This window comes from Flavonifractor sp. An4, assembly GCF_002161755.1.
GTDB lineage: Bacteria > Bacillota > Clostridia > Oscillospirales > Oscillospiraceae > Flavonifractor > Flavonifractor avicola.
On sequence record NZ_NFIL01000009.1, the window covers coordinates 58,938 to 83,931 of the forward strand.

Annotated in this window: 25 protein-coding genes; 12 read left to right on the plus strand and 13 right to left on the minus strand. The window is 58.9% G+C overall.

Annotated elements, in window-relative coordinates:
• Positions 1 to 170: 170 nt before the first annotated feature.
• From B5F94_RS06105 to B5F94_RS06130, 6 genes are all read right to left on the minus strand, one after another.
• A complete protein-coding gene (locus B5F94_RS06105; RefSeq protein ID WP_058963695.1) occupies positions 171 to 1,727 on the minus strand; it encodes a S1 RNA-binding domain-containing protein in 1,557 nt (518 codons plus the stop codon).
• Between the two features lie 27 nt (positions 1,728 to 1,754).
• Positions 1,755 to 2,438 (minus strand): PrgI family protein, encoded by a 684-nt coding sequence (locus B5F94_RS06110; protein ID WP_087328764.1) that lies wholly within the window; start codon positions 2,436 to 2,438, stop codon positions 1,755 to 1,757.
• Positions 2,439 to 2,470: 32 nt separating this feature from the next.
• Positions 2,471 to 2,833 (minus strand): C39 family peptidase, encoded by a 363-nt coding sequence (locus B5F94_RS06115; protein ID WP_242965605.1) that lies wholly within the window; start codon positions 2,831 to 2,833, stop codon positions 2,471 to 2,473.
• A complete protein-coding gene (locus tag B5F94_RS06120; RefSeq protein ID WP_171027914.1) occupies positions 2,821 to 3,219 on the minus strand; it encodes a fimbrial protein in 399 nt (132 codons plus the stop codon). The genes B5F94_RS06115 and B5F94_RS06120 overlap by 13 nt, the downstream gene beginning before the upstream one ends.
• A gap of 251 nt (positions 3,220 to 3,470) precedes the next feature.
• A complete protein-coding gene (locus B5F94_RS06125; RefSeq protein WP_058963687.1) occupies positions 3,471 to 4,022 on the minus strand; it encodes a hypothetical protein in 552 nt (183 codons plus the stop codon).
• Between the two features lie 16 nt (positions 4,023 to 4,038).
• On the minus strand, positions 4,039 to 5,244 hold the full coding sequence (locus tag B5F94_RS06130) for a MarR family transcriptional regulator (protein ID WP_343212793.1): 1,206 nt from the start codon (positions 5,242 to 5,244) through the stop codon (positions 4,039 to 4,041).
• 290 nt (positions 5,245 to 5,534) lie between these two features.
• Here B5F94_RS06130 and B5F94_RS06135 point away from each other — a divergent pair, with 290 nt between their 5' ends.
• Positions 5,535 to 6,101 (plus strand): hypothetical protein, encoded by a 567-nt coding sequence (locus B5F94_RS06135; RefSeq protein ID WP_087328767.1) that lies wholly within the window; start codon positions 5,535 to 5,537, stop codon positions 6,099 to 6,101.
• Positions 6,102 to 6,357: 256 nt separating this feature from the next.
• Here the strand turns inward: B5F94_RS06135 and B5F94_RS06140 are convergent, their stop codons facing one another.
• Complete coding sequence (locus B5F94_RS06140) at positions 6,358 to 8,928, minus strand: FAD-dependent oxidoreductase (protein ID WP_087328769.1); 2,571 nt, start codon at positions 8,926 to 8,928, stop codon at positions 6,358 to 6,360.
• A 127-nt stretch (positions 8,929 to 9,055) separates the two neighbouring features.
• Here B5F94_RS06140 and B5F94_RS06145 point away from each other — a divergent pair, with 127 nt between their 5' ends.
• From B5F94_RS06145 to B5F94_RS06185, 9 genes are all read left to right on the plus strand, one after another.
• Complete coding sequence (locus B5F94_RS06145) at positions 9,056 to 9,940, plus strand: LysR family transcriptional regulator (RefSeq protein ID WP_087188817.1); 885 nt, start codon at positions 9,056 to 9,058, stop codon at positions 9,938 to 9,940.
• Positions 9,941 to 10,160: 220 nt separating this feature from the next.
• Positions 10,161 to 10,904, plus strand: coding sequence for an ATP-dependent sacrificial sulfur transferase LarE (larE, locus tag B5F94_RS06150; RefSeq protein ID WP_087328771.1), 744 nt, complete (start codon positions 10,161 to 10,163; stop codon positions 10,902 to 10,904).
• Between the two features lie 4 nt (positions 10,905 to 10,908).
• Positions 10,909 to 11,667 (plus strand): nickel pincer cofactor biosynthesis protein LarB, encoded by a 759-nt coding sequence (gene larB / locus B5F94_RS06155; RefSeq protein WP_087188815.1) that lies wholly within the window; start codon positions 10,909 to 10,911, stop codon positions 11,665 to 11,667.
• Positions 11,664 to 12,977 carry a nickel pincer cofactor biosynthesis protein LarC gene (gene larC / locus B5F94_RS06160; RefSeq protein ID WP_087328773.1) on the plus strand — a complete coding sequence of 438 codons (1,314 nt, stop codon included), beginning with the start codon at positions 11,664 to 11,666 and terminating at the stop codon, positions 12,975 to 12,977. The genes larB and larC overlap by 4 nt, the downstream gene beginning before the upstream one ends.
• A 16-nt stretch (positions 12,978 to 12,993) precedes the next feature.
• Positions 12,994 to 14,568 carry an ABC transporter substrate-binding protein gene (locus B5F94_RS06165; protein ID WP_087328775.1) on the plus strand — a complete coding sequence of 525 codons (1,575 nt, stop codon included), beginning with the start codon at positions 12,994 to 12,996 and terminating at the stop codon, positions 14,566 to 14,568.
• Positions 14,569 to 14,594: 26 nt separating this feature from the next.
• A complete protein-coding gene (locus B5F94_RS06170; RefSeq protein ID WP_343212794.1) occupies positions 14,595 to 15,587 on the plus strand; it encodes an ABC transporter permease in 993 nt (330 codons plus the stop codon).
• Positions 15,584 to 16,408: an ABC transporter permease gene (locus tag B5F94_RS06175; protein ID WP_087328777.1), complete on the plus strand. Its 825-nt coding sequence runs from the start codon at positions 15,584 to 15,586 to the stop codon at positions 16,406 to 16,408. Before B5F94_RS06170 ends, B5F94_RS06175 begins: the two co-directional genes overlap by 4 nt.
• Before the next feature lie 6 nt (positions 16,409 to 16,414).
• Positions 16,415 to 17,353, plus strand: coding sequence for an ABC transporter ATP-binding protein (locus tag B5F94_RS06180; protein ID WP_087328779.1), 939 nt, complete (start codon positions 16,415 to 16,417; stop codon positions 17,351 to 17,353).
• Positions 17,350 to 17,955 carry an ABC transporter ATP-binding protein gene (locus B5F94_RS06185; protein ID WP_087328781.1) on the plus strand — a complete coding sequence of 202 codons (606 nt, stop codon included), beginning with the start codon at positions 17,350 to 17,352 and terminating at the stop codon, positions 17,953 to 17,955. The genes B5F94_RS06180 and B5F94_RS06185 overlap by 4 nt, the downstream gene beginning before the upstream one ends.
• A 49-nt stretch (positions 17,956 to 18,004) precedes the next feature.
• Here B5F94_RS06185 and B5F94_RS06190 read toward each other — a convergent pair whose 3' ends face one another.
• The 5 genes from B5F94_RS06190 to infC all read right to left on the minus strand — a co-directional run bounded on the left by B5F94_RS06190 (position 18,005) and on the right by infC (position 21,929).
• Entirely contained in the window at positions 18,005 to 20,236 is a 2,232-nt protein-coding gene (locus B5F94_RS06190) for a M56 family metallopeptidase (protein ID WP_087328783.1), read from the minus strand.
• A gap of 12 nt (positions 20,237 to 20,248) precedes the next feature.
• Positions 20,249 to 20,599, minus strand: a complete 351-nt coding sequence (locus tag B5F94_RS06195; RefSeq protein ID WP_087328785.1) for a BlaI/MecI/CopY family transcriptional regulator — start codon at positions 20,597 to 20,599, stop codon at positions 20,249 to 20,251.
• A 125-nt stretch (positions 20,600 to 20,724) separates the two neighbouring features.
• On the minus strand, positions 20,725 to 21,081 hold the full coding sequence (gene rplT / locus B5F94_RS06200; RefSeq protein WP_087328787.1) for a 50S ribosomal protein L20: 357 nt from the start codon (positions 21,079 to 21,081) through the stop codon (positions 20,725 to 20,727).
• 38 nt (positions 21,082 to 21,119) lie between these two features.
• Complete coding sequence (gene rpmI, locus B5F94_RS06205) at positions 21,120 to 21,323, minus strand: 50S ribosomal protein L35 (RefSeq protein WP_087188806.1); 204 nt, start codon at positions 21,321 to 21,323, stop codon at positions 21,120 to 21,122.
• 39 nt (positions 21,324 to 21,362) lie between these two features.
• Positions 21,363 to 21,929 carry a translation initiation factor IF-3 gene (gene infC / locus B5F94_RS06210; protein WP_087188805.1) on the minus strand — a complete coding sequence of 189 codons (567 nt, stop codon included), beginning with the start codon at positions 21,927 to 21,929 and terminating at the stop codon, positions 21,363 to 21,365.
• A 256-nt stretch (positions 21,930 to 22,185) separates the two neighbouring features.
• Here infC and B5F94_RS16875 point away from each other — a divergent pair, with 256 nt between their 5' ends.
• Together B5F94_RS16875 and B5F94_RS16880 are read left to right on the plus strand one after the other, a co-directional pair.
• A complete protein-coding gene (locus B5F94_RS16875) occupies positions 22,186 to 23,394 on the plus strand; it encodes a bifunctional metallophosphatase/5'-nucleotidase (protein WP_242965606.1) in 1,209 nt (402 codons plus the stop codon).
• The gene (locus B5F94_RS16880) at positions 23,358 to 24,122 is read left to right on the plus strand and encodes a 5'-nucleotidase (RefSeq protein ID WP_242965608.1); all 765 of its coding nucleotides are present in this window, start codon (positions 23,358 to 23,360) and stop codon (positions 24,120 to 24,122) included. Before B5F94_RS16875 ends, B5F94_RS16880 begins: the two co-directional genes overlap by 37 nt.
• 41 nt (positions 24,123 to 24,163) lie before the next feature.
• On the opposite strand, the gene trmB is transcribed toward B5F94_RS16880, so the two are convergent.
• On the minus strand, positions 24,164 to 24,832 hold the full coding sequence (trmB, locus tag B5F94_RS06220; protein WP_087265925.1) for a tRNA (guanosine(46)-N7)-methyltransferase TrmB: 669 nt from the start codon (positions 24,830 to 24,832) through the stop codon (positions 24,164 to 24,166).
• Between the last annotated feature and the right edge of the window lie 162 nt (positions 24,833 to 24,994).

Below are 24,994 nucleotides of genomic sequence, written 5' to 3' on the forward strand. Positions count from 1 at the left end.
TATATTATAGCCCGTATTTTGTGAAAAATCAACGCAAACGCAAAATAAATTCTTTGAAATGGGAATTTGGAAGGAAGCCTATGTGATAAAGATATACAGCGGTAGATCTGATAATGACAAAAAAGAAACCTGGAGAGCAGTTCGTTACTACTCTCCAGGCACTTTTGCTTTTACAGGTTCTGCCGGATGATCCGCGTGATGATGCCCACGGCCACGCCCCGCTCCATATCCAGACGGGTGACGGCAAAGGAAACGTCATCCTTCTTTCCGGGCATCCGGTAGTCGTAGCAGGAGTGGGCTACCGCATTGACGCCATTGGCGAGCCGGACATAGACCACGCCTTTATGAACATCTGTGACCTTTCCGGCGTACTTGCCCTGGATGCGGCACTTCTGCAGGTTGTCCCGGTCAGTGTTTTCCGAAGTGCTCTTGATGTCGGCCCGGATGCCCAGGTCCTCCAGACTGTTGCGCCGTACACTGAGGATACGGACCAGCACTTCATCGCCCACAGCAAACCGCTCATGGGCGTCGCCGATCCAGTCCCAGGCAAGGTCGCGGGCCAGAATGGAGCATTCCACGCCGAACACCTCCACACGGACGACCTTTTCCGCCACAGCGATGACCCTGGCCTGGACAATGCGGCCCTCGTAGACGCGGTACATCCCATCGGGGTCAAGGTCGAAATAGAAGGTCTGGCGCTTGCGCATCATGGCCTCCCGGCGGCTGGCTACCACGCTGCGGGTCTTGGAGTCGATGCCCCGCACCACAAAGTCAATGTCGGCGCCCAGCATATTCCCCAGGATCTTGTTTTGGCGCAGCATCAGGTCAGTGTATTCCTGGCCGGAGGGGCTGCGGCCCAGATTGATCATCATTTCTTTCAGGGGGATGATGATGCGGAATCCCTTGTAGTCCACCACAGCCACCGTCTTTCGGTTGTCCAGCTGCTCAATGCCGCCCAGCTTGCCGGTGAGGATGCGGCGGGTGCGGTAGGCGTTGTGGATCTCATGCCAGATGATGTCCTCACGGTCTTCCTGCGTCTCCACATCTTCCCGGCTGCGGATGGTCAGGATCGAGGGCTCACTGCGGCGGGGAGCGGCGGTGCGCCTGGGAGTAGAAGTGGGAGCAGGGGCGGCCTCTGCCAGCGGTTCGGCCAGCGAGGCAGGAACTTCTGCCGCAGCCGCCTCACCGTCATCAGACGGCGCATCTTCCCCAGTAGGAGCCATCGGCGCAGGAGGCTCTGCTTCTGCGGGAACTCCTTCCGCCGGCTCCGTACTCTCAGCCGGTGCGGTCTTTTTCCTGCGGGTGGCCCGCTTGGGCTTGGGCGGTTCCGGTTCCTCAGCCGCTCCAGAAACAGGCTCACTGGGGACATCGGCTGCACCATCATCAGCGGGAACAGCAGAGGCACCTTCGCCATCATCACTGTCAGAGCCCTCTGTCAGAGCGGCGTCATCATCGCCGGGAAGGGCGTCTGCCACCGTAGCATCGGTGTCCATCTCACCAAACATCTCGCTTTCGGTGAGTTCCGGGAGGCTGCCGTCATCCTCAATGGTGGGTGCTTCTTCATCCGGCTGGTCCATAGAGGCCAGCAGCTCATTCAAATCGCCGCCATCAGCGGGTGCCGCCATATCAGCCTGCGCTTCATCAGGGGGCGGAGCGTTCTCCACGGTAACCGTGGTCTCAGGTGCGGTATTTTCCTGCTCAAGCAATTCTTTTTTCTTGGTTGCCATAAGTAAAAACCTCCTTATGTTGTGAATTTAAGAAAGGATCGAGTCCTTGTCTGTGGTGATGATCCCGTCCGGGGCCTCGGAAGCAGGCGGTGACGGGGGCGATTTCGGGGCAGCCGGCGTACCGGAAGATTTCGGTTTTCTCTTTGCCGCCGGCTTCTTGGGGGCGCTTTCCTTCGGCTTGGGGGCCGGGGGCGGCGCGGCGGCAGGTTTCGGCTGCGCTTGTTCCTCCAACTCGCGCCATTCAGGAATGTGCGCGGAGGCTTTGCAGTCGCGGAGCTTGGAGGATTCCGGATGCTTGGAGTAGCGTCCATGGGAAAAATCAATGCTTCGGGGGGCGGCAAACTCCGCCGCCGGGATATGGTCTATTTCATTCTCCCGGCCTTGCTCCATATCCTCCGGCTGCTCACCGTCACCGCCGACAACGCGGCGGTTCCGCAGGTACTTCAAAAAGGTGACCAGGAACTGCGAAAGGCTCTCCCCGGATATGCCGATCAAAGCGACCAGCCCTACCGGAAGAGCGGTCAGGCACAAAATGATGATGCGGGTGGTCAGCCCAAACGGAAGGAACAGAAAAACCGGCGCCCCGATGGCAAACACCAGGATGCCGGCCTCGATCACATTCCGCGCACGGAACATACCGCCGAAAAAAGTGCCTGTTTCTATAAAATTCGGCGGTATGATATAAGTATCATGGTCGTTTTTGTTGCTCATGTATTACCTCGTTTCCGCAGCCGAGGGGCAGGTCAGCCTATGATCCAGAAAGGACCGCCTGCTCCAGCACGGCGGCTTGCTTCGTTTAGGATGATGGATAGATCCCAGAGCTGTTCGCTGCGCTTGTAGCTGGCCGGGTCCGCCACCATGATCTGACCGTCTTTCACGCCACGGAGAACGATAAAATGCCCGGATGAAGTAAAATGGCCCTCTGCCATAATCGCCACCACCAGCTTTCCTTCAGCCAGGGCGTCCAATATCCGCTGGGGTTCGGAAGTCGTACAGCCGGATACCGGCAGGCCCCATGCTTCAGCGGCGGCGGGGATCAATGCGTGATACCCATAGCTTACGCCTCCTTCCAGTGGGTATATTGCGGCGGCCATCAGCCTGTCCACTGACCACCAGAGAACAGAGGCGTCACATAAGCCATGATGAATCCGAGACCATTGAGGACGGCCCAGGTAATGCAGATGCGCTTCAGCCACGCCCGGCTCTCATCGACTGTCCGGCCGGAGCGCGAAAAGTTCATAAGCAGAAGCGCCACCGAGGCGGTCACGATGGCCGCAATGGTGGAGATGGCGAGAATCTGCGTGTAGACATCCTGCATAATTTCCTTGGCCTTCGTCCAAACATCGGTTGCAGCAAATGCCGGCTGACAGAACATCATCGCCATCATCACACAGAGGAACGCCGTATAGGCGATCCGGCCGATGGAAACTCGACGAGGCGGGCTGCTGTCATCTTCCCGCCGCTGCTGTTGAGGTGTTCTCAGTTTTTTCAATTTTGCGGACCTCCAATCCAAATGTGATGTTCATTGCTCAAAAAGCAAAGAAGGAGCCCGCATCCGTTGTGCAGATGTGGACTCCTTCTCAGGCCAAAGACCGTTTGGGCAGCAAAAAAGCACCTCGAAAAAGGTGCTGTTCACTGCCTGTATTCAGTTTTGGGTGCAAGTTTGAGCATATTCAGTCTAACACATAGGGATTTACGGCTCAAGGGCAGGAACGCGCCAATTTCAGTCCCGAATTGTGCCAATTACTTGCCCGCCTTTTTTTCGGTGGCTTTTGGCTCCGGGAAGAACTGCTCCAGCACATCCAGACTGTCCTTAGAGGTGTAGCCCCACAGCACCGAACTGAGGGCGTCAATGGCCTCCCGCCGCTTGCGGTAGTAGGTGCGGAAGGAGATGTCCCGAATGTGCGGACGCAGGTTCTCGATGATTTCCTCCACATTCTTCAGCTGCTGGGGAGAGAGGAAAGAGTAGTACAGCAGCCAGTAATACGCCTCGCCGTTCTTATGGCGGGTGCGGAGCAATTCGACTGCCGAATCCAGGAGCTTCAGCATCTTGTGGCTGCGCTCAATGCACTTGGCATGGTGCTCAATGTCACTCCCGTTCAGGTCTGCGCCGGCCAGATAGACGGAATCCAGAAATTCCTCGATGGAAGTGCCGTATTCGATCTCGAACTTGGCCCGCACATGCTGGACGGAAATCTCCAAGCTCCAAACCACATCGCGGTATTTTTTCAGCAGTTTCCAGGTATCATGGTATAGAGGGTTCTCAGCGACATCTTTTTCAACAAATTTCTTCATGGTAAGACCTCCTTGTTCAATTCTCCGCTGAGGGAGAGAGTGTAAGTTCAAAAGTGGCGACCTGCTTGTTCCCACACAGAACAGCAAGGCCAAAACGCATCAGGGACTGCTCTCGCGCGCGGGGGAGTAAATCTTCCCGACAGTCGCCCGATAAGGGATATAACTTGTAGCGAGAGAGCGGGCAGCCAAAGCACAAAATCCCTTGTGCCATCAGGATTTGCGCCATTTTCTGAAGGATAATTTCAATGTGCGATTTTGAAACGCTGGCGAGTTCATCTGAAACGATGACCTCATGCTCCAAGGCGGGGGCGTCGTGGCCTGCGCTGTCCTCCTTCGGGAGTTCCAGGCGTATGTTAAGCGTCATAGCGACCTCCTCTTTATCCACCATCACATCCGAAATCTCGAACATGGTGGACAGATATTTTTGCAGATAGATTACGCTGCCATGCCGGCCAGGGAAGGACATGAGGGAGATGTAGTCCAGCGCGGCCAGCTTTTTCAGGACACGGCCGACTGTCGCCCGGGACAGCCCCCAGCGGGCAGCCAGCTCGGTGTAGGTGACAAGGGGATTTCCGGTGCCGTTGCGGAAATAGACCACCGGCCCCAGGTCTGACCCCTGCACCTGATTGTCGTTGTAGATGGCGGATACCCACAGGTCCAGCACAATGTCCATCTCGGAGCAGCGGTCTGAACTGATGAGGTCGGTGGCAACGGAAACCGGCAGGAAGAAAAAGCCGGTGTCCTTCTGGCAGGGGGCATTGTACTCCAGGACCGTATTATGCCGCGCCCAGTCGCAGATCTTATAGCGGACTACATTCCCGCGGCCCAGTGTCTGAAAGGAAATAAGGTTCTGCTTCTGCAGCCGTTCCAGTACGGCCAGCGCCTGGCACTGGAACCGGGTACGGAACCATTGGGACAGCTCCTTGAGGGTGCAGACCCATTCGCCAGGGTAGACGGTATAGCTGATGCCGTCGATGCGGCGATATGAGGTGCGGAAGTTTGCGTAGCTGCAAAGTACCGTAAAATAAAAAAGGCCGGAGCCTCCGCTTACGCGAATGCTCCGGTCCTCCATCAGAAAGCGGACGAACTGCCGGTATATCCGGCAGCGTGGGTAATCCACAATCTGTTTAATTTGTAATTGATAGGTTGGCATGGCTTTCTCCTTTTTATATATAAGGTATGAAATTGGAAAGGCCAACGAAAAAATCGTTGACTTGAACATCTTGGGGGCTTATGTTATTATTGTATTGTAAAAAGAATCGGCTGGGGGCTTTGTCGATTGGGTTCAGCTGATTGCTCTGAATGGCTTTCGTTGTTCTAAGGCACACAGCATTTGGGATGTTCTCCATTGCTCTACAATGTATCAGTCGATTTTTTGGAAATATTTTACAAAAAATTTTGTTTGGGATTTTTTGTAAAAATGCTCAAAAAAAGGACGGGAAACCGGCCTACAACTTTCTACAACTTTTTTACAACTTTTGCCCCGAACCAGACGGCACAGGAGGACACACTATGGAATCCAAAAAGTTAGAAAAACCTCGTGAAAACGGCACTTTTTCGACCGTACAAGGCGTGATGAAACCGGATGAAGAGGGTAGAAGGGTGTTCCCCACCATGAAGCCCCTGGAGAAGGTGGAGGCTCCCAAGGCCGCCGCTGCTCCCGCCGCTTCTGTGGACGTGCCCCGGGCTGAGGCCGGTCCCATTGACTTCTCCAAGGTGGAGATCGAGCCCCTGTTCAAGGACGAGGTGGACTTTGACACCTTCTCCAAGTCCGACTTCCGGGCCGTCAAGGTGAAGGAGTGCACCGCGGTGCCCAAGAGCAAGAAACTGCTCAAGTTCGTTCTGGACGACGGCACCGGCACCGACCGCGTGATCCTCAGCGGTATCCACGACACCTATGAGCCTGAGGAGCTGGTGGGCAAGACCCTGATTGCCATTACCAACCTGCCCGCCCGCAAGATGATGGGCATCGACTCCTGCGGCATGATCATCTCCGCCATCCACTATGAGGAGGGCCAGGAGAAGCTTCACTGCCTGATGGTGGATGACCACATCCCCGCTGGCGCCAAGCTCTATTGATTATAAAAAATGGGCTGCTGCAAACCTGCAGCAGCCCATTTTTTTGCCTGAAACAGAAGGGCCTGTTGCAAAATGCGCAGCTCGTACAAAGACCCGTCATTCCGAGAAAAACGGCCGCCCGGTGGGCGGCCGTTTTTCGTGGGAATCCGCCCCTTTTGCCGGGGAAACGGATTGCCACGCCAGTGTGCGCACTGGCTCGCAATGACAGGCTTGTGCAAAACAGCTATTTTGCAACAGGCCCTTGTAAGAGTGGCAATTAGCAGCTGGCGCCGCCGATGACCGTCTTGTTCATGATAGTATCCTTGTCAATGGAGCCGTGGAGCAGCTTGTCCTCCACATAGTCGAAGCCCAGGCGAGCGATGGTGTCGGAGAAACGCTCACCAGTCTGACCCTCATCCCGGAAGAAGAGAATGGCCTTCTCTACCAGGGCGATGACCTCCTCCTCGCTGGTGAAGATCTTGGACATGGGCCGGCCGGCGGCAACCTTCTTGCCCCAGCGGCCGCCCAGATAGATCTTGTAGCCGTAGGTGCTCTCGGTGTAGGCGCCGAAGGGGCACTTCTCCAGGCAGCGGCCGCAGTGGTTGCATTCGCTGGTATCAATGACGGCCTTGCCGTCCTTCATGGACACGGCGTGGATGGGGCAGGCCTTCTCGACCTGGCACACCTTGCAGCCCTTACACTTGTTCAGATCGGGCTCGGGTACCCGCTGGCCGATGATGCCCAGGTCGTTCAGGTCGGGCTTGACGCAGTTGTTGGGGCAGCCGCCTACGGCGATTTTGAACTTGTGGGGGAGGGAAACATCGTGGTAACCCTTGTAGAACAGTTCATGGAGCTTCTCGCTAAGAGCAAAGGTGTCGATCAGGCCGTACTGGCAGGTAGTACCCTTGCAGGAAACCACCGGACGTACCTTGGAGCCGGTGCCGCCCACGTCCAGACCGGCGGCGCTGAGGAACTCGATGAGGGGCTCCACATTCTCGTAGGGCACACCCTGGATCTCCAGGGTCAAACGGGTGGTCATGGTGACCTCGCCGGAGCCGAACTTCTCAGCGGCCTCGGCCACGGCGGCGTGCTCGGCACCGGTCAGCTTGCCGTTGCGGGTAATGACCCGGACATTGAAGCAGTCAGGGGTACGCTTATCCCACAGACAGCCCAGACCCTTGAGGCGCTTGACCTCGGTGGGAGGCAGAGCAGCACCGGCGGGACGGGGGACCTTCACCTGATTGAAGGTGACGCCGCCTTCCAGAACCTTGGTGTTGGTGTAGCCATAGAACTTCAGCTTGCTCTGGAGGAAGTAGCCACGCTTGCCACGGTTGCACACCAGCAGCAGCTTTTCGTCCTTATCGATGCCTTCCAGAGGTCCGTTGACCTTGCCCAGCTCCACCCAGTGGGCGCCGGGGATCGAGGAGGTGGGCAGCACGTCGATCACCTTGTAGTCCTTGGCGGCGCCGGCCAGATACTCGGCGGGGGTGAAGGACTCCAGCACGCCGACCAGCTTGTTTTCCAGCACATAGCAGGCCTGGACAAAGGGGTGGATGGCGGTGGAGAAGGGGGGCGCATAGGCCAGATCCAGATCGTTAAAGGCGTCAATGGTCAGACCGGTGGACAAACCCACCACGGCGATGTCCACCATCTTGTCCACCGCGCCGGAGCCCAGAACCTGGATGCCCAGCAGCTTGCGGGTATTGCGGTCGGCGATCAGCTTGGTGAGGAAGCTGGAGGCACCGGGATAGTAGTGGGCCTTATCGTCGCAGGCGCACACCACGGTAATGGGGTCAAAGCCCTCGGCCTTGGCCTGAGCCTCGGTGAGACCAGTGCGTCCGGCGTTGAGCTGCGGCAGCAGCTTCACCACGCCGGTGCCCAGGCAGCCGCCGTAGGGGGTGTCGGTACCGGTGATGGTCTTAGCCAGCGCACGGGCGGTGATGTTGGCGGTGGAGCCCATGGCCGACCACTGGGGCTTGCCGGTGAGACGGTTGTACACCATGGCGCAGTCACCGGCGGCGTAGATGTCGGGCAGGTTGGTGCGCATCTCCTTGTCTACCACCACGGTACCCTTGAAGAGCTCAATACCGGTGTCCTTCAGGAAGTCGGTGGCGGGGCGCACGCCGATGGCAAGCACTACCACGTCAGCAGCAATGGCGCCGCCGTCGGTGACGATGCCGGTGGCCTTGTCAACGCCGGTAACGGACTGGATGCGCTGGCCGGTAATCACGCGAATGCCGGCGTCTTTCAGCTTCCGGCGGGCAAAGTCGGCCATCTCGGGGTCAAAGGCGTTGGGCATGATCTGGTCGGCAAAATCCACCACAGTCACGTCCAGGCCCTGGGAGAGCAGGTTCTCGGCAATCTCCAGGCCGATAAAGCCTGCGCCCGCCACCACGGCCCGGCGGCAGTTGTTGGTGGCCACATAGTCCCGCAGGCCCACCGCGTCGTCGGGGGTGCGCATGGGAAACACGCCGGGCAGATTCTTGCCAGGCATATCGGGCACCACAGGAGCAGCGCCGGTGGCAACGATCAGCTTGTCATAGTGTTCGGTAAAGCTCTGGCCGTCCCGCAGGCCGCTTACCGTCTTAGCGGCAGGGTCCACATGGGTGACCTCACAGCCGGTGACCACCTGAGCGCCGGTGAGCCCGGCATATTTCTGGGGGGTGTTGACAATCAACTCCTCCCGGCTGCCGATGGCGCCGCCCACATAATAGGGCAGGCCGCAGCCGGCATAGGAGATGTCCTGACCTTTATTTAATATGATGACTTCTGCTCTGCGGTCCTCACGCTTGATTTTAGCAGCGGCCTTCGTACCGGCAGCTACGCCGCCAATGACCAGAATACGCATCTTTCTTCCCCGTCCTTATTGACAAATTTTTGTGTCACGCTTGTAATCAGTATAGCACCCCAGTATAATAAAATAAAGTTTTTAAAACTTATTGATTGATCGAAAAAAATTATAGGGGTGACGGACCATGGTGGACTATCGTATCCGGACCTTTCTGACCCTGTATGAGACCATGAATTACCGGAAAACAGGGGAGAAGCTGTGCATGAGCCAGCCGGCGGTAAGCCAGCAGATCCGGGGCCTGGAGGATAAGTACGGCTGCAAGCTGTTTGTATATGATGGCCGACAGCTTCATGCCACCCCTCAGGCCCAGCGGGTAGCGGAGTACGCTCGTACGGCCCTTTACAATGAGCAGCGCCTCCAGCAGGAGCTGGTGGAGACAAAGGTCCGGGAGATACGGATCGGAACTACAAAAACCATCGGAGAATTTGTGGTGGCGGAGGCCCTGAGCCGGTATATCTGCCATTCTGACAGCAATCTGAAAATCTCCGTGGATAATACTGCCGCCCTGCTGGGACAGCTGGAGCATGAACAGCTGGATTTTGCCCTCATCGAGGGGGCCTTCGACCGAAGTCGGTTCGGCAGCCGCCTGTTTCGCCGGTCCAAATTTGTAGGTTTATGTCGAAGGGACCATCCCTTTGCCGGACGTACGATTCCACTGACGGCACTGGAAGGCCAGTGCCTGGTGGTACGGGAGGAGGGATCGGGGACCCGGGGTATTCTGGAGAATGTGCTGGCTGAGCGAGGGTATTCCCTGGATCTGTTTTCCCGGGTAATTTGCGCAAACCAGTTTTCGCTGATCACCCGGTTTGTGGCGGAAGGGTGCGGCATCACCTTTGCCTATGAGCCGGTAGCGGCAGGTCAACCGGAATTGGCCTTTTTCCACCTGGATTGCCTGGATGAAACCCGGGAATTCAGCCTGGTTTACCTGAAAGGGACCCATATCTTCCCGTTGGTGAGGGAGGTGCTGGGTGAGCTGACCCCGTCTGATCTGGAAGAAGGGGCAGAATGATCAAAAAATGCTTGCAATGAATGCCTTGGTATGGTAAACTATACCGGTACCAGAAAGTGCAGCCAATATTCCGGCAGGAAGCCGGAGCACCCGACCAGAGTCGGGACACACGCAGAAACGAGCCTGGTGCATGATTTGATTTGTTGTGTAGGGATACTAGGAAGGTATCTGTTCCCCCAAGGGGAGCGGATACCTTCTTTTTTTGCAAAGGAGCGCGGATATGACGCTGGAACAGTTTTTCAAGGAGGTCCCCCGGGCGGCTCTGGCCTTTTCCGGCGGGACAGACTCCGCCCTGCTGCTGTGGGCGGCCAAGACCTACGGCTGTGACGTGCGGGCCTATTACGTCAACACCGTTTTTCAGCCCGCCTTTGAGCTGGCCGACGCCCAAAAGCTGGCGAAGGAGCTGGAGGTGCCCATGACGGTGGTGGAGGCCGACGTGTTGGCGGTGCCTGAGGCGGCGGTCAACGGACCCCGGCGGTGCTACTACTGCAAGAAGGCCCTGTTTAGCACCCTGTGGAAGCGGGCGGCAGAGGACGGCTATACCGTGTTGCTGGACGGCACCAACGCTTCGGATGACGCCGGAGACCGGCCGGGGATGCAGGCCCTGCGGGAGCTGGAGGTGCGCTCCCCCCTGCGGGAGTGCGGCATCACCAAGGATCAGGTGCGGCAGATGTCCAAAGAGGCGGGGCTGTTTACCTGGGACAAGCCGGCCTACGCCTGCCTGGCTACCCGGGTGCCCACCGGCACCGCCATTACCCGGGAGGCCCTGGAGAAGGTGGAGCGGGGGGAGGACGCCCTCTTCAAGCTGGGATTCACCGACTTCCGGGTGCGGCTGCTGGGGGACGCCGCCCGCATCCAGCTGCCGGAGGCACAGATGGAGAGAGCCGTTCAGCTGCATGATACCATTGCCAAGGCGCTGGAGAGGGATTTCTCCGCCGTCCTGTTGGATCTGAAGGGGAGGTAAGCAAATGGACAACAAGCATGACATTCTGGAGCTGCTGCGGGCGGTTTCGGCGGGAAACACCAGTCCGGAGGACGCCCTGTTGGAACTGAAAACCAAGCCCTTTGAGGACCTGGGGTACGCCAAGGTGGACTTCCACCGCTCGGTGCGCCAGGGCGCGGCGGAAGTGATCTACGGTGCGGGCAAGACCCCGGAGCAGATTGCCGGGATTGCCGCCGCCATGGGGGAGCGGGGCTGTAAAAATATCCTTATCACCCGCATGGGAGAGGAAGCTGCCCGCTTCGTGGAGCAGTCGGTCCCTCTGGACTACCGTCCCATCCCCAAGCTGGGTATTGCCTTCCCCGGCCCCCGGCAGGAGCTGGGACACATCGTGGTGGCCACCGGTGGTACCAGCGATATGCCGGTGGCGGAAGAGGCCGCCCTCACTGCTGAGGTAATGGGCAACAAGGTTACCCGGCTGTATGACGTGGGCGTAGCGGGACTCCACCGGCTGCTGTCCAACCTGGACGTCATGATGAGCGCCCGGTGCGTTATCGCGGTGGCGGGCATGGAGGGGGCCCTGGCATCCGTGGTGGGCGGTCTGGTGGACTGCCCGGTGGTGGCGGTGCCCACCAGCGTGGGCTACGGCGCCAGCTTTGGTGGTCTGTCCGCCCTGCTGGCCATGCTCAATTCCTGCGCTTCCGGGTGCAGCGTGGTCAATATCGATAACGGCTTCGGCGCGGGCTATTTGGCCAGCATGATCAATCAGATGGAGGGATTAAAATGAAAACCTTATATATTGAATGTAATATGGGTGCGGCGGGGGATATGCTCATGTCCGCTCTGTACGAACTGCTGGAGGACAAGGAGGGCTTCCTGAATACCATGAACAGTCTGGGTCTGCCTGGCGTTCATCTGGAGGCGGCATCCGCCGTCACCAGCGGCATCAGCGGCACCCATATGAAGGTTACCGTCCACGGCGAGGAAGAGGACGAGCACCTCCATCATCACGAGCACGATCATGACCATGACCACGAGCATGAGCATCATCACGACCATGATCATTGCCACGACCACGAGCATGAGCATCATCATGAGCACGATCATGACCACCATCACGACCATGACCATGACCATGAGCACCACCACCATCACCACGCCACCCCCGGCCACATTGCCCACCTGATCGACCATCTGCCCCTGCCGGAGGAAGTCAAGACCCACGCCAAGGCGGTGTATGACGCCATCGCCCAGGCGGAGGCCAAGGCCCACGGTTGTCCGGTGGGGGAGGTCCACTACCATGAGGTGGGGGCTCTGGATGCGGTGGCCGACGTGGCCGGCGTGTGCTACGCCCTCTATCTGCTGAGACCCGACAAGATCGTGGTGTCTCCCATCCATGTGGGCAGCGGCACGGTAAAATGTGCCCACGGCATTATGCCGGTACCCGCCCCCGCCACCGCCGCCCTGCTGGCTGGTGTGCCCACCTACGGCGGCGAGATCAAAGGAGAGCTGTGTACCCCCACCGGGGCGGCTCTGCTGGCCCATTTTGCCCAGTCCTTCGGTTCCATGCCGGTGCTCAATGTGGAAAAGGTGGGCTACGGCGTGGGTACCCGCCAGTTTGAGCAGGCCAACTGCGTCCGGGCCTTCTGGGGCGAAAGCCAGGAGGGTAGCAACGGGGAGATCGTGGAGCTGGTGTGCAACATCGACGATATGACCGGCGAGGCCCTGGCCTTTGCCGGGGAGCAGCTGCTGGCGGCAGGTGCTTTGGATGTGTATTCCGTTCCCGGTACCATGAAGAAGGGCCGTCCCGGCCATGTGCTCACCGTGCTGTGCGATGCAGGCAAAGAGCGGGAACTGGCTCAGGCTGTCCTGCGCCACACCACTACCAACGGCCTGCGGGTCCGCCGGTGCGAGAAGTATTTCCTCACTCCCGGCAGTAAGACGGTGGATACCCCCTGGGGGACTGTCCGGGTCAAGACGGCGGAGGGCTTCGGCATTTCCCATGCCAAACCGGAGTATGAGGACGCTGCCGCCCTTGCCCGTGCAAACGGGCTGCCCCTGGCGGTGGTACTGGAAGAAGTAAAAAAGGGCCTGTAACGGAAAGGAGCCACCCATGAAACGAATTCTGACTCTGATTCTGAGCCTGGCCCTGACCGCCGGTATGCTGGCGGGCTGCGGCGGCGGAAACACGGCTGCCACCACCACCCCTCAGACCGGCAGCAAGGACAGTGTGATTATTGCAATGGGCACCACCTCCGAGCCGGAGGCCGGATTTGACCCTGCCTACGGTTGGGGGGCTGGTGAGCACGTCCATGAGCCCCTGATCCAGTCCACTCTGACGGTAACCAACACCGACCTGACCATCGGCTACGACCTGGCCACCGACGTCCAGGTCAGCGACGACGGCCTCACCTGGACGGTCAAGATCCGGGACGATGTGAAATTCACCGATGGGGAGCCCCTGACCGCCTCCGACGTGGCCTTTACCTACAATACCGTCAAGGCAGCCAGCTCGGTGAACGACTTTACCATGCTGGACAATGCCGAGGCGGTGGACGACACCACCGTAGTATTCCATATGGCTACCCCCTTCTCCATCTGGCCCTACACCATGGCCATCGTGGGCATCGTGCCTGAGCACGCCTACGACCCCGCCACCTACGGCCAGAGCCCCATCGGCTCCGGCCGGTACATCCTGAAGCAGTGGGACAAAGGCCAGCAGGTGATTTTGGAGGCCAATCCGGACTACTATGGCGAGGCTCCTGAAATGAAGCAGGTGACCATTCTCTTCATGGAGGAGGACGCCGCATTCCTGGCGGTCCAGGCCGGTCAGGTAGATCTGGCCTATACCTCCGCCACCTATTCCGACCAGAGCCCGGCCGGCTACAGCCTTGTGGCCTACGACAGTGTGGATAACCGGGGCTTCAATCTGCCGGTGATCGAGGGCACCCTTACCGGCGACGTGCTGGTGCGCCGGGCCATCAACATCGGCATCGACCGGCAGGAGATGATCGACAACGTGCTCAACGGCTACGGTACCCCAGCCTACAGCGTGTGCGATCAGATGCCCTGGTATAATCCGGCCTCCGAAGTGGAGTACGATCCGGAAGGGGCTGCCGCCCTGCTGGATGAGGCTGGCTGGATTATGGGAGCTGACGGCGTCCGGGAGAAGGACGGCGTAAAGGCCACCTTGAACCTGCTCTATCCCACCAGCGACTCGGTGCGTCAGGCCCTGTGCGCCGACTTCGCTAACCAGCTGGGAGAGCTGGGCATCTCCTGCACCATGGAAGGCGTGGGCTGGGACACCGCCTATGACCGGGCCCAGACCGAGCCCCTCATCTGGGGCTGGGGCGCCCATACTCCCATGGAGCTCTATAACATCTATCATACCATTGGGGATACCGGTACCGCTCAGTATTCCCCCTATGCCAATTCCGCTGTGGATTCCTACATGGATCAGGCTCTGCTCTGCGACCATCTGGAGGAGTCCTATGAGCTGTGGCAGAAAGCCCAGTGGGACGGCACCACCGGCGTTACCCAGGACGGGGACATCCCCTGGGTGTGGCTGGTGAATGTGAGTCACCTGTACTGGGTGAAAGACGGCCTCCAGGTGGCGGAGCAGAAGATCCACCCCCACGGCCACGGCTGGTCCATCGTCAACAACGTGGACCGGTGGAGCTGGAGCTGATATTCCACTGGAAAGAAGGAATTCCCTTGAAACACCGCCTGATGTTCACGGGCAAAAAATTGATCCGCGTGGTGCTGCTGCTGTTGGGGGTCAGCCTGGCCGCCTTTTTGCTCATGTCGGCCTCTCCTCTGGACCCTCTCCAGACCAATGTGGGCCAGGCCGCCCTGGGTACCATGAGTCAGGAGCAGATTGCCAAGCTGGAGGAATATTGGGGAGTCAATACCCCGCCGGTGGAGCGGTATCTGGGCTGGCTGAGTGACTTTGTCCGAGGGGACATGGGCACCTCGCTGCTCTACCGCCAGCCGGTGAGCCAGGTCATCGGCCAGCGGCTGCAAAGTTCCCTGTGGCTCATGGCCTTCGCCTGGGTGATCTCCGGCGTGCTGGGACTGACCCTGGGCGTCATTGCCGGTGCCAACCGGGGGAAGCTGGTGGATAAGTTGATCCGAGGCTACTGCTGGCTGATCTCCAGTACCCCGGCCTTTTGGCTGGCCCTGGTGCTGCTGGTGGTCTTCTCAGTGTGGCTGGGACTGTTTCCCATCGGCCTGTCGGTACCCATTGGGGCGGACGCATCCAGTGTCACTCTGGCCGACCGGCTCTACCACGCCTTCCTGCCCGCCCTTACCCTGAGCATCACCGGCGTGGCCAACATCGCCATGCACACCCGGGAGAAGATGGCGGACATTATGGAGAGCGACTATGTGCTCTTCGCACGGGCCAGAGGGGAGTCCAAGCGCTCCATCGTGCTGCGCCACGGTCTGCGCAACGTGGCCCTGCCCGCCATCACCCTGCAATTTGCCTCCATCAGCGAGATCTTTGGCGGCTCGGTGCTGGTGGAGCAGGTATTCTCCTACCCCGGCCTGGGCCAGGCTGCCGTCAACGCCGGTCTGGGTTCCGACCTGCCCCTACTGCTGGGCATCACGGTGGTGAGTGCCGCCATCGTGTTCGGCGGCAATCTGATTGCCGATCTGCTTTACGGCGTGGTGGATCCCAAGATCAGAAGGGGGGTGGCCCGGAAATGAGACATTGGAACGGGCGAAAAAATGCCCTCTTTCTGTTGGTTGCCGCTGCTGTGGTGCTGTGCGCTGTGGCGGTGGCCGGCGGTCTGCTCAGCGGGCAGGCCATGGTAACCGATTTTACCCGCAAGAATCTGGCCCCCAGCGGGCAGTTCCTTTTCGGTACCGACTGGATGGGCCGGGATATGCTCTCCCGCACCCTCACCGGCCTGTCCCTCAGCATCCGCATCGGCCTTTTGACCGCCGCCGTCAGCGCCGTTATTGCCCTGGTGCTGGGTGTGGCTTCCGCCGTCCTGGGGGGCTGGGTGGATGCGGTAATCTCCTGGTGCATCGATCTGGTCATGGGTATCCCCCATATCCTGCTGGTCATGCTCATCTCTCTGGCGTTTGGCAAGGGATTTGTAGGCGTGGTGGCAGGCGTGGCCCTCAGCCACTGGCCCTCTCTGGCCCGGGTCATCCGGGGTGAGGTGCTCCAGCTGCGAGGCGCGGTGTATGTCCGTACGGCGGAAAAGCTGGGGGTGTCCCGGCTGACCATTGCCCGGCGGCACCTGCTGCCCCATCTGCTGCCCCAATTCCTCACCGGACTGGTGCTCCAGTTTCCCCATGCCATCCTCCACGAGGCCAGCGTCACCTTCCTTGGTTTTGGCCTGTCGCCGGAGCAGCCTGCCATCGGCGTGATTTTGTCGGAGAGCATGAGCTATCTTACCACCGGCAAGTGGTGGCTGGCGGTGTTCCCCGGCCTGAGCCTGGTGCTGGTGGTAGTGCTTTTTGCCGCCATGGGGGAGCAGCTGCGCAAGCTGCTGGACCCTGCCAGCGTACATATGTGAGGAGGGATGGAGTTGGAACCGATTTTGGAAGTCAAAGACCTGTCTATCTCCTTCACCCAGTATGGACGGGGCACAAAACAGGTGCTGCTGCCGGTGATTCAGGATCTGTCCCTCACCATCCGGCCCAGCCAGGTGGTGGCGGTGGTGGGCTCCAGCGGTTCGGGTAAGAGCCTGCTGGCCCACGGAATCCTGGGTATCCTGCCTTATAACAGCCATATGGCCGGGGAGATCTCCTTCTTGGGCCAGCCCCTTACCCCCAAACGGGCGGAGAAGGTGAGGGGCAAAGAGATTGTCCTGGTGCCCCAGGGCGTGACCTACCTGGACCCGCTGATGAAGGTGGGGCCCCAGATCCGCAAGGGCCGCCGGGACCAGAGTGCCCGGGAGGCCAGTCGGGCGGTGCTGGAGCGGTACGGCCTGGGGGCGGATACCGAGGAGCGCTATCCCTTTGAGTTGTCCGGCGGCATGGCCCGCCGGGTACTCATCGCCACCGCGGCGGCGGCCACCCCCAAGCTGGTCATCGCCGACGAGCCCACTCCCGGTTTGGATGCCCGGGCGGCGAAACGGGTACTGAGTCACTTCCGGGAGCTGGCTGACAGCGGCGCGGGGGTGCTTCTCATCACCCACGACTTGGAGCTGGCCCTCACCATTGCCGACCGGGTGGCGGTGTTCTACGCTGGTGAGACGGTGGAGGAGGCCAACGCCGCCGATTTTGAGGCGGGGAAACTACGGCATCCCTACACCAAAGCTCTGTGGAATGCCCTGCCCCAGAATGGCTTTGTCCCCATTCCCGGCGCCCAGCCCGGGCCGGGCGAGGTGGGGGAGGGGTGCCCCTTTGCCCCCCGCTGCCCCAAGGGGCGGCCTGAGTGTCTGGGCCCGGTAGCCTATCGGGAGCTGGACGGCGGCCTGGTGCGCTGCTTATATCCGGAAGGAGGGGAACAGCCGTGAGTCTGGAGGCAAAACAACTGACTTTCGGTTATCGCCGGAAAGGAAAAGAGCCGGTGCTGGACCGCATCGACCTGACGCTGGAGCCGGGGGAGCGGCTTGGGCTGCTGGGCCCCAGCGGACGGGGTAAGACAACCTTATGTAAACTGATGGCGGGCTATGAGAAGCCGGACAGCGGCACGGTGCTGGTGGACGGCAAGCCTTTGAAGGAGTACCGAGGGATCTGCCCAGTACAGATGATCTGGCAGCACCCGGAGACGGCAGTGGACCCGCTGATGAAGCTGGGGGATACGCTAAAAGAAGGTGGGCCCGTGGAGGAGGGACTGCTGGAGGCCCTTCACATCCAGCCCGCCTGGCTGGAGCGGTATCCCACGGAACTGTCTGGCGGTGAGCTTCAGCGGTTCTGCATTGCCCGTGCCCTGCGGCCCGGGGTGCGCTATCTGCTGTGCGACGAGGTCAGCGCCATGCTGGACCTCATCACCCAGGCCCAGATCTGGACCTTTCTGCTGGACCAGGCGGAGAAGCGGAACCTGGGGCTGGTGATCGTCAGCCATAACAGCCCCCTGATGGAGAAGCTGTGTACACGGGTACAGAATTTGGCATAAGAAAACGGCCTGCAAGTGAGTAAAATCACTTGCAGGCCGTTTTCTGCCCCTAGTTGGGGCCCTGATTCTCATATGTGAGGATGGAGTCCTCCAGCATCAACAGGCCGGACTGATCGGGTTCCCGGCCTTCATACGGCGTCCTGTCCACATACAGCAGGGCGCTGTCCGGGTCAAACCGAAGGGCATAGTCATAGTTCATCCGGTCCTCCAGCTCATAGGTGCGGCCGTTGGCGTAGTCACAGACCGCGATCCGGGTATCTACGATGCCGGACCCCATGCTGAGGGTGGCGCACAGCTCCGGCAGGCCGTCGCCGTTCAGGTCGCAGAAATAGGCGTTCCAGATGGGCATACCGGAAATCAGCTGGACCGGTGTTTCCTCTCGCTTTTGCTGTGCCGTGATCTCCTCTGGCGTATAGCGGAAGGTCACATCGGGGAAGGCCGTGTGGGTGATGGTCAGTTCCCCATCCCAATCCATTTCGCTGGGGGCGGTGGTATAGTCAAACCATTTGGTGGCGGTGGCCGCCGGAACGGGGATTTGGCTGTTTTTGGAGAAGACCGCCCCATCTGCCACCTTTACATAGATGAAATTGGTGGAACCGTTTGCCTGGAAGATCAGATTGTTCCCCTCCATGCGGAAGTGGTTGACTTTGGGGACGCCGGTCTCATCCTCCAGGGTAAGAACATCGCCGGATACAGACCACTTGCCTGCACCGATATAGCTGCTTAACCCCCCTTCATAGTAGGTGAAGGAGCCGTCCGCCCGGAGGGTGATGGTAAAATCACCTCCGAACCCATCCCCCTCATAGAGGTAGAGCCCGGCGGGGGAGAACTGACCCCCGGATGTTTCATAGCCTTCTTTCGTATACTGAACCTGGTTGCATATGACGTCGATCATCAAAGTATCTTGGGCGGTCATACAGGCCTCTTTGGACACATAGAAGGTAAACTTGGCGTCGGGGCCGTAACCGCGCAGGCTAAGGGCGTCTGGGTAGGTGGTGGTCCCGTCTTTGAGGATCTTGCTTCTCAAAAGGATCTGGGGGCTGACGGAGGAATCTTCTGTGGCCAGCAATGGGGTGACAAAACTGCCGCAGGTTGAGAAACGGTAGGAGCAGTCGAAGGTCATATACAGCAGCTCATCGCTCTCGTTGGAGAGCATTACATCGTGGAGATAGATGGTGGTGGCGTCATCCTGCCAGACCACCACCTGGCCGTCGGCAAAGGTGTGGCCCTCGCCAGTATAGCAGTCGTCTGTCAGAACAGATTTGGGTACGGTCAGGGTCAGCTCCACCTGTTCCTGCCCCAGAACCTCATAGCCGTCCTGAGTTAAGACATCGTAAACGGTGGGCTCCTTGGGGCTGGTCAGAAAGCACAGGGCGGCAATGACACAGGCAGCGAGGGCGATGACCACCACCCAGAAGGCGGGCTTCTTGTAGTGCATCACCGCCTTCACCCGGCTCTTTATCCCCGCTTCTCCAAAGTCCAGGGGGCAGGGCGCCACGTGCCGGCGGCGAATGCTGCAATTCAGTAGGGCGGTGGAATAACCCCGCCGCTCCTCCTGGTTCAAAGCCAGGACGGCCTTCTCGTCGCAGGCTCCCTCCAGATCCCGGCAGAACAGCAGATAGGCCACCCACATCAGGGGATTGAACCAGTAGATTGCAAGCAGTACAAAGCCCAGCAGCTTCCACCAGTGATCCAGACGGCGGATATGGGCCCGTTCGTGGGTCAGTACATAGGTCAGGTCCTGCTCCGGAATGTGGTAAGGCAGATAGATGACCGGGCGGAACAGCCCCAGTACAAAGGGGGAACCTACCTGCTCGCTCTGCCGGATGTTGTCCTCCAGCAGGGTGGCGGTGGCCAGCCGCCGCTTCAACAGCAGCCAGCTGATCAGCGCATAGAGCAGCAGAACCACCATTCCCGCCAGCCAGATCTGGGACAACAGGAAGGACCAGACCTGGGTGGGATTGACGCTGGCTCCTGCAGCCGGCGCCAGGGCTTCTTGCAGGATGGGATTAACAGCACTGTTGACGGCAGGGATGCCGCTTTGGATCTGAGGCGTGGCGGTGTGGAGGATCTCCCGGGGCAGAGGCTGGGTACTGGGGACCAGACTGAAAGGGCTTTCCAGGGAAAAGGGAAACATCAGGCGAAGGGCCACCAGGCCCCAGAGCAGGCAGAAGCTCCACCTGGGAGCTTTCCGCAGGAGCAGTCTCAGCACCAGAACAGCCAGTACCAGCCAGCTGGCGGTGAGACTGAGATTGACCAGGGTCAGGAACAGCTCTTCCATGGCAGGACCTCCTTATTTTTCGATGATGCGGCGGATTTCCTCTACCTCTTTCTCAGTCAGAGATTGCCTGCGGGCGAAGGCAGACAGAAAGGCGGGAAGGGAGCCCTGGAACTTCTTCTCCATCAGTTCGTCCAGCTCGGACACCTGGGCGTCCTCCCTGGAGATCAGGGCGGTCACCAGCCCGTCCTGATTTTTCAGCACGCCCCGTTCCCCCAACCGCTTGATGACGGTGTAGGTGGTGGTGCGCTTCCAGCCCAGCTGGGCCTGACACAGCTTTACCAGTTCTGTGGTCGTTACTGGTTCGTGCTCCCAGAGAATGAGACAGAACCGGTATTCGCTTTCAAAGATTTTGGGCGTCTCCATAGGGACCTCCTTTGTCTAATGGGATAGACTTCTTGCTTGTAGTCTATCTTATTAGACAGGTTTTGTCAAGGGCATAAAAAAATTCCTGTGTTCCGAAGAGGAACACAGGAATTTTGGATTCAAACTCAGGCCAGCTGAGTCTTCGCCATCTCGGTCAGAGCGGTGAAAGCGGCCTTGTCGTTGACAGCCAGCTCGGCCAGCATCTTGCGGTTGATCTCCACGCCAGCCTTCTTCAGGCCGTTCATAAAGGTGGAGTAGTTCATGCCGTTCATCTTGCAGGCGGCGGAGATACGGGTGATCCACAGAGAGCGGAAGTCACGCTTCTTCAGCCGACGGCCGGTGTAGGCGTAGGTCAGGGACTTCATAACCTGCTCGTTGGCCATCTTGAAGTGCTTGCTCTTGGCGCCCCAGTAGCCCTTGGCCAGCTTGAGGATCTTATTTCTTCTCTTGCGCGTCATCATCGCGCCTTTAACTCTAGCCATTGTAAAAAGCCTCCTATGTTAAGGTAAAGTAAAATATCTTATTTGTAGGGGATCATGCGCTTGATGGCGGGCTCGTTGGTCTTGTCCGCATAAGCGCCGGCGCGGAGGCCTCTCTTACGCTTGGTGTCCTTGCCGTGGCCGTTGAGCAGGTGGGACTTGAACGCATGGGCGCGCTTGACCTTGCCGGACTTGGTCAGGCTGAATCTCTTCTTCGCGCCGGAGTGAGTTTTCAGTTTAGGCATGGTGGTTAACTCCTTTGTCTTTGGATTTCAGGGGATTGCTCAGGATTTCTTGCCGTCCTTGGCAACCTTGGGAGAGAGGAACATGGACATATGCCGTCCGTCCAGCTTGGGGTCCTTATCCAACGCGGCCACCTCGCTGCACTGTTCCGCAAACTTGAGCAGCAGGCCCTTGCCGATATCGGTGTGGGCCATTTCGCGGCCGCGGAAGCGGACGGTGACCTTCACCCGATTGCCCTGGCTCAGGAACTTCTGGGCGTTACGGAGCTTGACGTTAAAATCGTTCACGTCAATGCCCGGCGACATACGGACTTCCTTGATCTCCACGACGTGCTGATTTTTCCGGGCCTCTTTTTCCCGCTTGGTCTGCTCGAACTTGTACTTGCCATAGTCCATGAGCTTGCACACGGGGGGCACGGCGTTGGGAGAGATCTTCACCAGGTCCAGGTTCTGCTCGATGGCGCGCTCCAGCGCCTCACGGGCGGACATGATACCCAGCTGCTCGCCGCTGTCGGAAACGAGCCGGACTTCTTTGTCGCGGATCTCTTCGTTGATCTGATGACCCTGTTTGCTGATACGAAAGCACCTCCAATTCTTTGCTGCATACAAAAACGCGGTTACCGCATTCCGGTACCCGCGCCACAACAGAACAGCCACGCCGAACATACGGCGCGCCGCTGACCATGTTGACCTCTTTGCTGATGCTGGAGGTGAGGACGGAGGTACCTTCCTGCTTTATTGTGCCCAAACAGTATATCAAAGGAATGATACAATGTCAAGTAGAAAACGGAAGAAAAAATCCAGACTATTTTTTGCTTTCCTTTTCGTTAGAATTATGGCAGAATGGGGGCAAGGAGGGAGTATTATGGTGCATCATGGCCTGAAACGGCTCTTTTTAACAGTCCTGACCCTTATTTTGTTGATTTCCATCTGCCCGGCCTGGGGAGCGGCGGAGAACAGCCACGACGCCGTGATTCTGTTCACCCACGATACCCATGATCATTTTTATCCTGCGCCCTCGGAAGATGGCGGGGAATATGGTGGCTATACCCGCCTGGCGACCCTTCTTGCGCTGGAACGGGTGAAGTATCCCGATGCCATCACGGTGGATGGCGGCGACTTCTCCATGGGAACGCTGTTTCAGACCATCTATGCCACCCAGGCGCCGGAGCTGAAGGCACTGGGGGCTATGGGGTATGATGTGACCACCCTGGGCAACCATGAGTTTGACTACCGGGCCTCGGGCCTGGCCCAAATGCTGGAGACGGCAGCCGCCAGCGGCAGTCAGGTACCCGCTATTGTGCAGTCCAACGGCACGGTGCTGGACGGGGAAGGGAGCCAGGAACTGATCCAGGCTATGGAGGACTATGGTGTACAGGATCACATCATCCTCACCCGAGGCGGGATCAACTACGGTATTTTCGGCCTGATGGGGGAGGATGCGGATGCCTGCGCCCCCATGTCGGGTATGGAATTTGAGCCTGTGGCCGATGCTGCCCGGCGAGAGGTGGCGGCCCTGGAGGAGGAACTGGCCCAGCTGGAAGGTCCCTCTGTGATTGTGTGTCTCTCCCACACCGGCACCGATGGCGGAAAAGGGGAGGACTATGAGCTGGCTAAGGCGGTGGATGGCATCGATGTGATCATCTCCGGCCACACCCACTCCACCCTGGAGGAGCCGATTCAGGTCAATGATACCCTGATTGTTTCCTGCGGAGAGTATACCACCAATCTGGGTGTGCTGGCTCTGGAGCTGGACGATGCCGGTACTGTCACGGACTATGATTACCGGCTGGTGCCGGTGGACGAGACAGTAACGGCTAATACTGAGATGGAGCGGTTGGCCCAGTCCTTCCAGCCCATCATCGAGGAGGAGTACCTCTCCCAGTTCGGACTGACCTTCGATCAGGTGCTGGCCCGGTCGGAGTTTGACTTCACCCCAATCTCCCAGTTTGGCAAGGAGCATAAAGAGGATACTTTGGGCAATCTCATTGCCGACTCCTATATCTATGCCGTGCAGCAGGCAGAGGGGAGGACTATGTGCCGGTGGATTTCGCCGTGGTGGCAGCGGGCGTGATCCGGGAGTCCTTCTCTGCGGGAGAGATTACCACATCGGATGTGTTTAACGTCTCCTCTCTGGGCTCCGGTGCCGACGGCACCCCAGGCTATCCGCTGATCTCGGTGTGGGTCACCGGCCGGGAACTGCGGGATGCCTTTGAGGTGGACGCGTCTGTGACCGGCTTGATGCCCGCCGCCCAGATCTATGGTTCGGGAATGACCTGGACCTGGAACCCCTATCGGATCATCCTCAATCGGGTAAATGACTATGCCCAGGTGCTGCCTGACGGTACTACCGTGCCGCTGGAGGATGACAAGCTCTACCGAGTGGTGACCGGATTGTATACCGGACAGATGCTGGGTACCGTCAATGACCAGTCCTTTGGTATTCTGACCATAACGCCCAAGGATGCCCAAGGTAACCCGGTGACCAATTTTGAGGACCAGATCATTTATACCCCAAATGGCTCGGAACTGAAGGAGTGGTATGCGCTGGCCACTTACCTCCAGTCCATGGGTACGGTGGACCAGCGTTATGCCGCACCAGAGGGACGGAAGGTGGAGGAGGCGTCCCTGAATCCGGTGAGCCTGCTGAAAGGGCTGAACCTGGTAGGCTGGATCGCTCTTGTAGTCTGCCTTGTAGTGCTGGCTCTGATCGTATTTATTGTCTACCGGATTGCCACCAGAGGACGCCGCCGCCGTTATGGAGGACAAAAGGGACGTGGTTACCACCGCTATCGTGGATAAAGGAATCAGGGCCTGCCGCAACAAGCGGCAGGCCCTGATGGTTATGACTCTGCATTTTTGTGGGAGACAGGCAGGGGAGCAATGGAACCTACGCACCGATTGATGGGAGTGCCCAGGTTGTGGAATTTTTCCTCATAGTCGGTCATAACGCCGCAGATACCATTGGCATGGAGATCGCGGGTGACCTGAGAGAGTTGGAACCCGGCCTTGGGGAACTGGAACAGAGACCACTCAAACAGATCGTGGTTATCTGTCTTAAAGTGGATCTCACCCTTCCGGGAAAGAATTTGACGGTAGCGCAGTAGAAAATCAGGGTGAGTCAGGCGGCGCTTGGCGTGCCGGTTGCCGGGCCAGGGATCACAGAAATTGATGTAGATGCGATCCACCTCGCTGGGGGCAAAGAGTTCAGTTAGGTCGGCGGCATCGCCGTCGATAAAGAAGACATTGTGCAGATCCATGGCGCATACCCGCTCCATGGCGATGACCATAGCGTCAGGCACCCGTTCCACCGCAATGTAGAGGGCCTGAGGATTTTGTGCGGCGGTCTCTGCAGTAAAACGCCCCTTACCGCAGCCCAGTTCCAGGTAGAGAACGCTTGCCTGGGGCATCAGGCTCATCCAACGGCCCCGCAGGGCGGCAGGATCAGAGATCAGAACACGGGCACACCGCTCCATCCGGGGGGCCAGGTTGGGCTTTTTTCTCATTCGCATCGATTTATTCACCTCACAAAGAGCATCATAACATATTTGATTGGTGTAGGTTTGTCAAACAAATTGGACGGCGAACTGGGAAGGAGAAGAGTAGTTTAAGGGCCTCATAGGGAAGTTGTTAGAGCGGCGGTTGTGGGCAGCGAGCTGTCTGGCGAAGTCATC

Coding starts and splice junctions, on each gene's coding strand:
- B5F94_RS06195 (WP_087328785.1), bottom strand. CDS start 20,599: ATGGAGACGCCCAAAATCTTTGAAAGCGAATACCGGTTCTGTCTCATT.
- B5F94_RS06145 (WP_087188817.1), top strand. CDS start 9,056: ATGGTGGACTATCGTATCCGGACCTTTCTGACCCTGTATGAGACCATG.
- B5F94_RS16875 (WP_242965606.1), top strand. CDS start 22,186: ATGGTGCATCATGGCCTGAAACGGCTCTTTTTAACAGTCCTGACCCTT.
- B5F94_RS06135 (WP_087328767.1), top strand. CDS start 5,535: ATGGAATCCAAAAAGTTAGAAAAACCTCGTGAAAACGGCACTTTTTCG.
- trmB (WP_087265925.1), bottom strand. CDS start 24,832: ATGCGAATGAGAAAAAAGCCCAACCTGGCCCCCCGGATGGAGCGGTGT.
- B5F94_RS06125 (WP_058963687.1), bottom strand. CDS start 4,022: ATGAAGAAATTTGTTGAAAAAGATGTCGCTGAGAACCCTCTATACCAT.
- larB (WP_087188815.1), top strand. CDS start 10,909: ATGGACAACAAGCATGACATTCTGGAGCTGCTGCGGGCGGTTTCGGCG.
- B5F94_RS06130 (WP_343212793.1), bottom strand. CDS start 5,244: ATGTTCAAGTCAACGATTTTTTCGTTGGCCTTTCCAATTTCATACCTT.
- B5F94_RS06165 (WP_087328775.1), top strand. CDS start 12,994: ATGAAACGAATTCTGACTCTGATTCTGAGCCTGGCCCTGACCGCCGGT.
- larC (WP_087328773.1), top strand. CDS start 11,664: ATGAAAACCTTATATATTGAATGTAATATGGGTGCGGCGGGGGATATG.
- B5F94_RS06175 (WP_087328777.1), top strand. CDS start 15,584: ATGAGACATTGGAACGGGCGAAAAAATGCCCTCTTTCTGTTGGTTGCC.
- rpmI (WP_087188806.1), bottom strand. CDS start 21,323: ATGCCTAAACTGAAAACTCACTCCGGCGCGAAGAAGAGATTCAGCCTG.
- B5F94_RS06105 (WP_058963695.1), bottom strand. CDS start 1,727: ATGGCAACCAAGAAAAAAGAATTGCTTGAGCAGGAAAATACCGCACCT.
- larE (WP_087328771.1), top strand. CDS start 10,161: ATGACGCTGGAACAGTTTTTCAAGGAGGTCCCCCGGGCGGCTCTGGCC.
- B5F94_RS06180 (WP_087328779.1), top strand. CDS start 16,415: ATGGAGTTGGAACCGATTTTGGAAGTCAAAGACCTGTCTATCTCCTTC.
- B5F94_RS06140 (WP_087328769.1), bottom strand. CDS start 8,928: ATGCGTATTCTGGTCATTGGCGGCGTAGCTGCCGGTACGAAGGCCGCT.
- rplT (WP_087328787.1), bottom strand. CDS start 21,081: ATGGCTAGAGTTAAAGGCGCGATGATGACGCGCAAGAGAAGAAATAAG.
- B5F94_RS06190 (WP_087328783.1), bottom strand. CDS start 20,236: ATGGAAGAGCTGTTCCTGACCCTGGTCAATCTCAGTCTCACCGCCAGC.
- B5F94_RS06110 (WP_087328764.1), bottom strand. CDS start 2,438: ATGAGCAACAAAAACGACCATGATACTTATATCATACCGCCGAATTTT.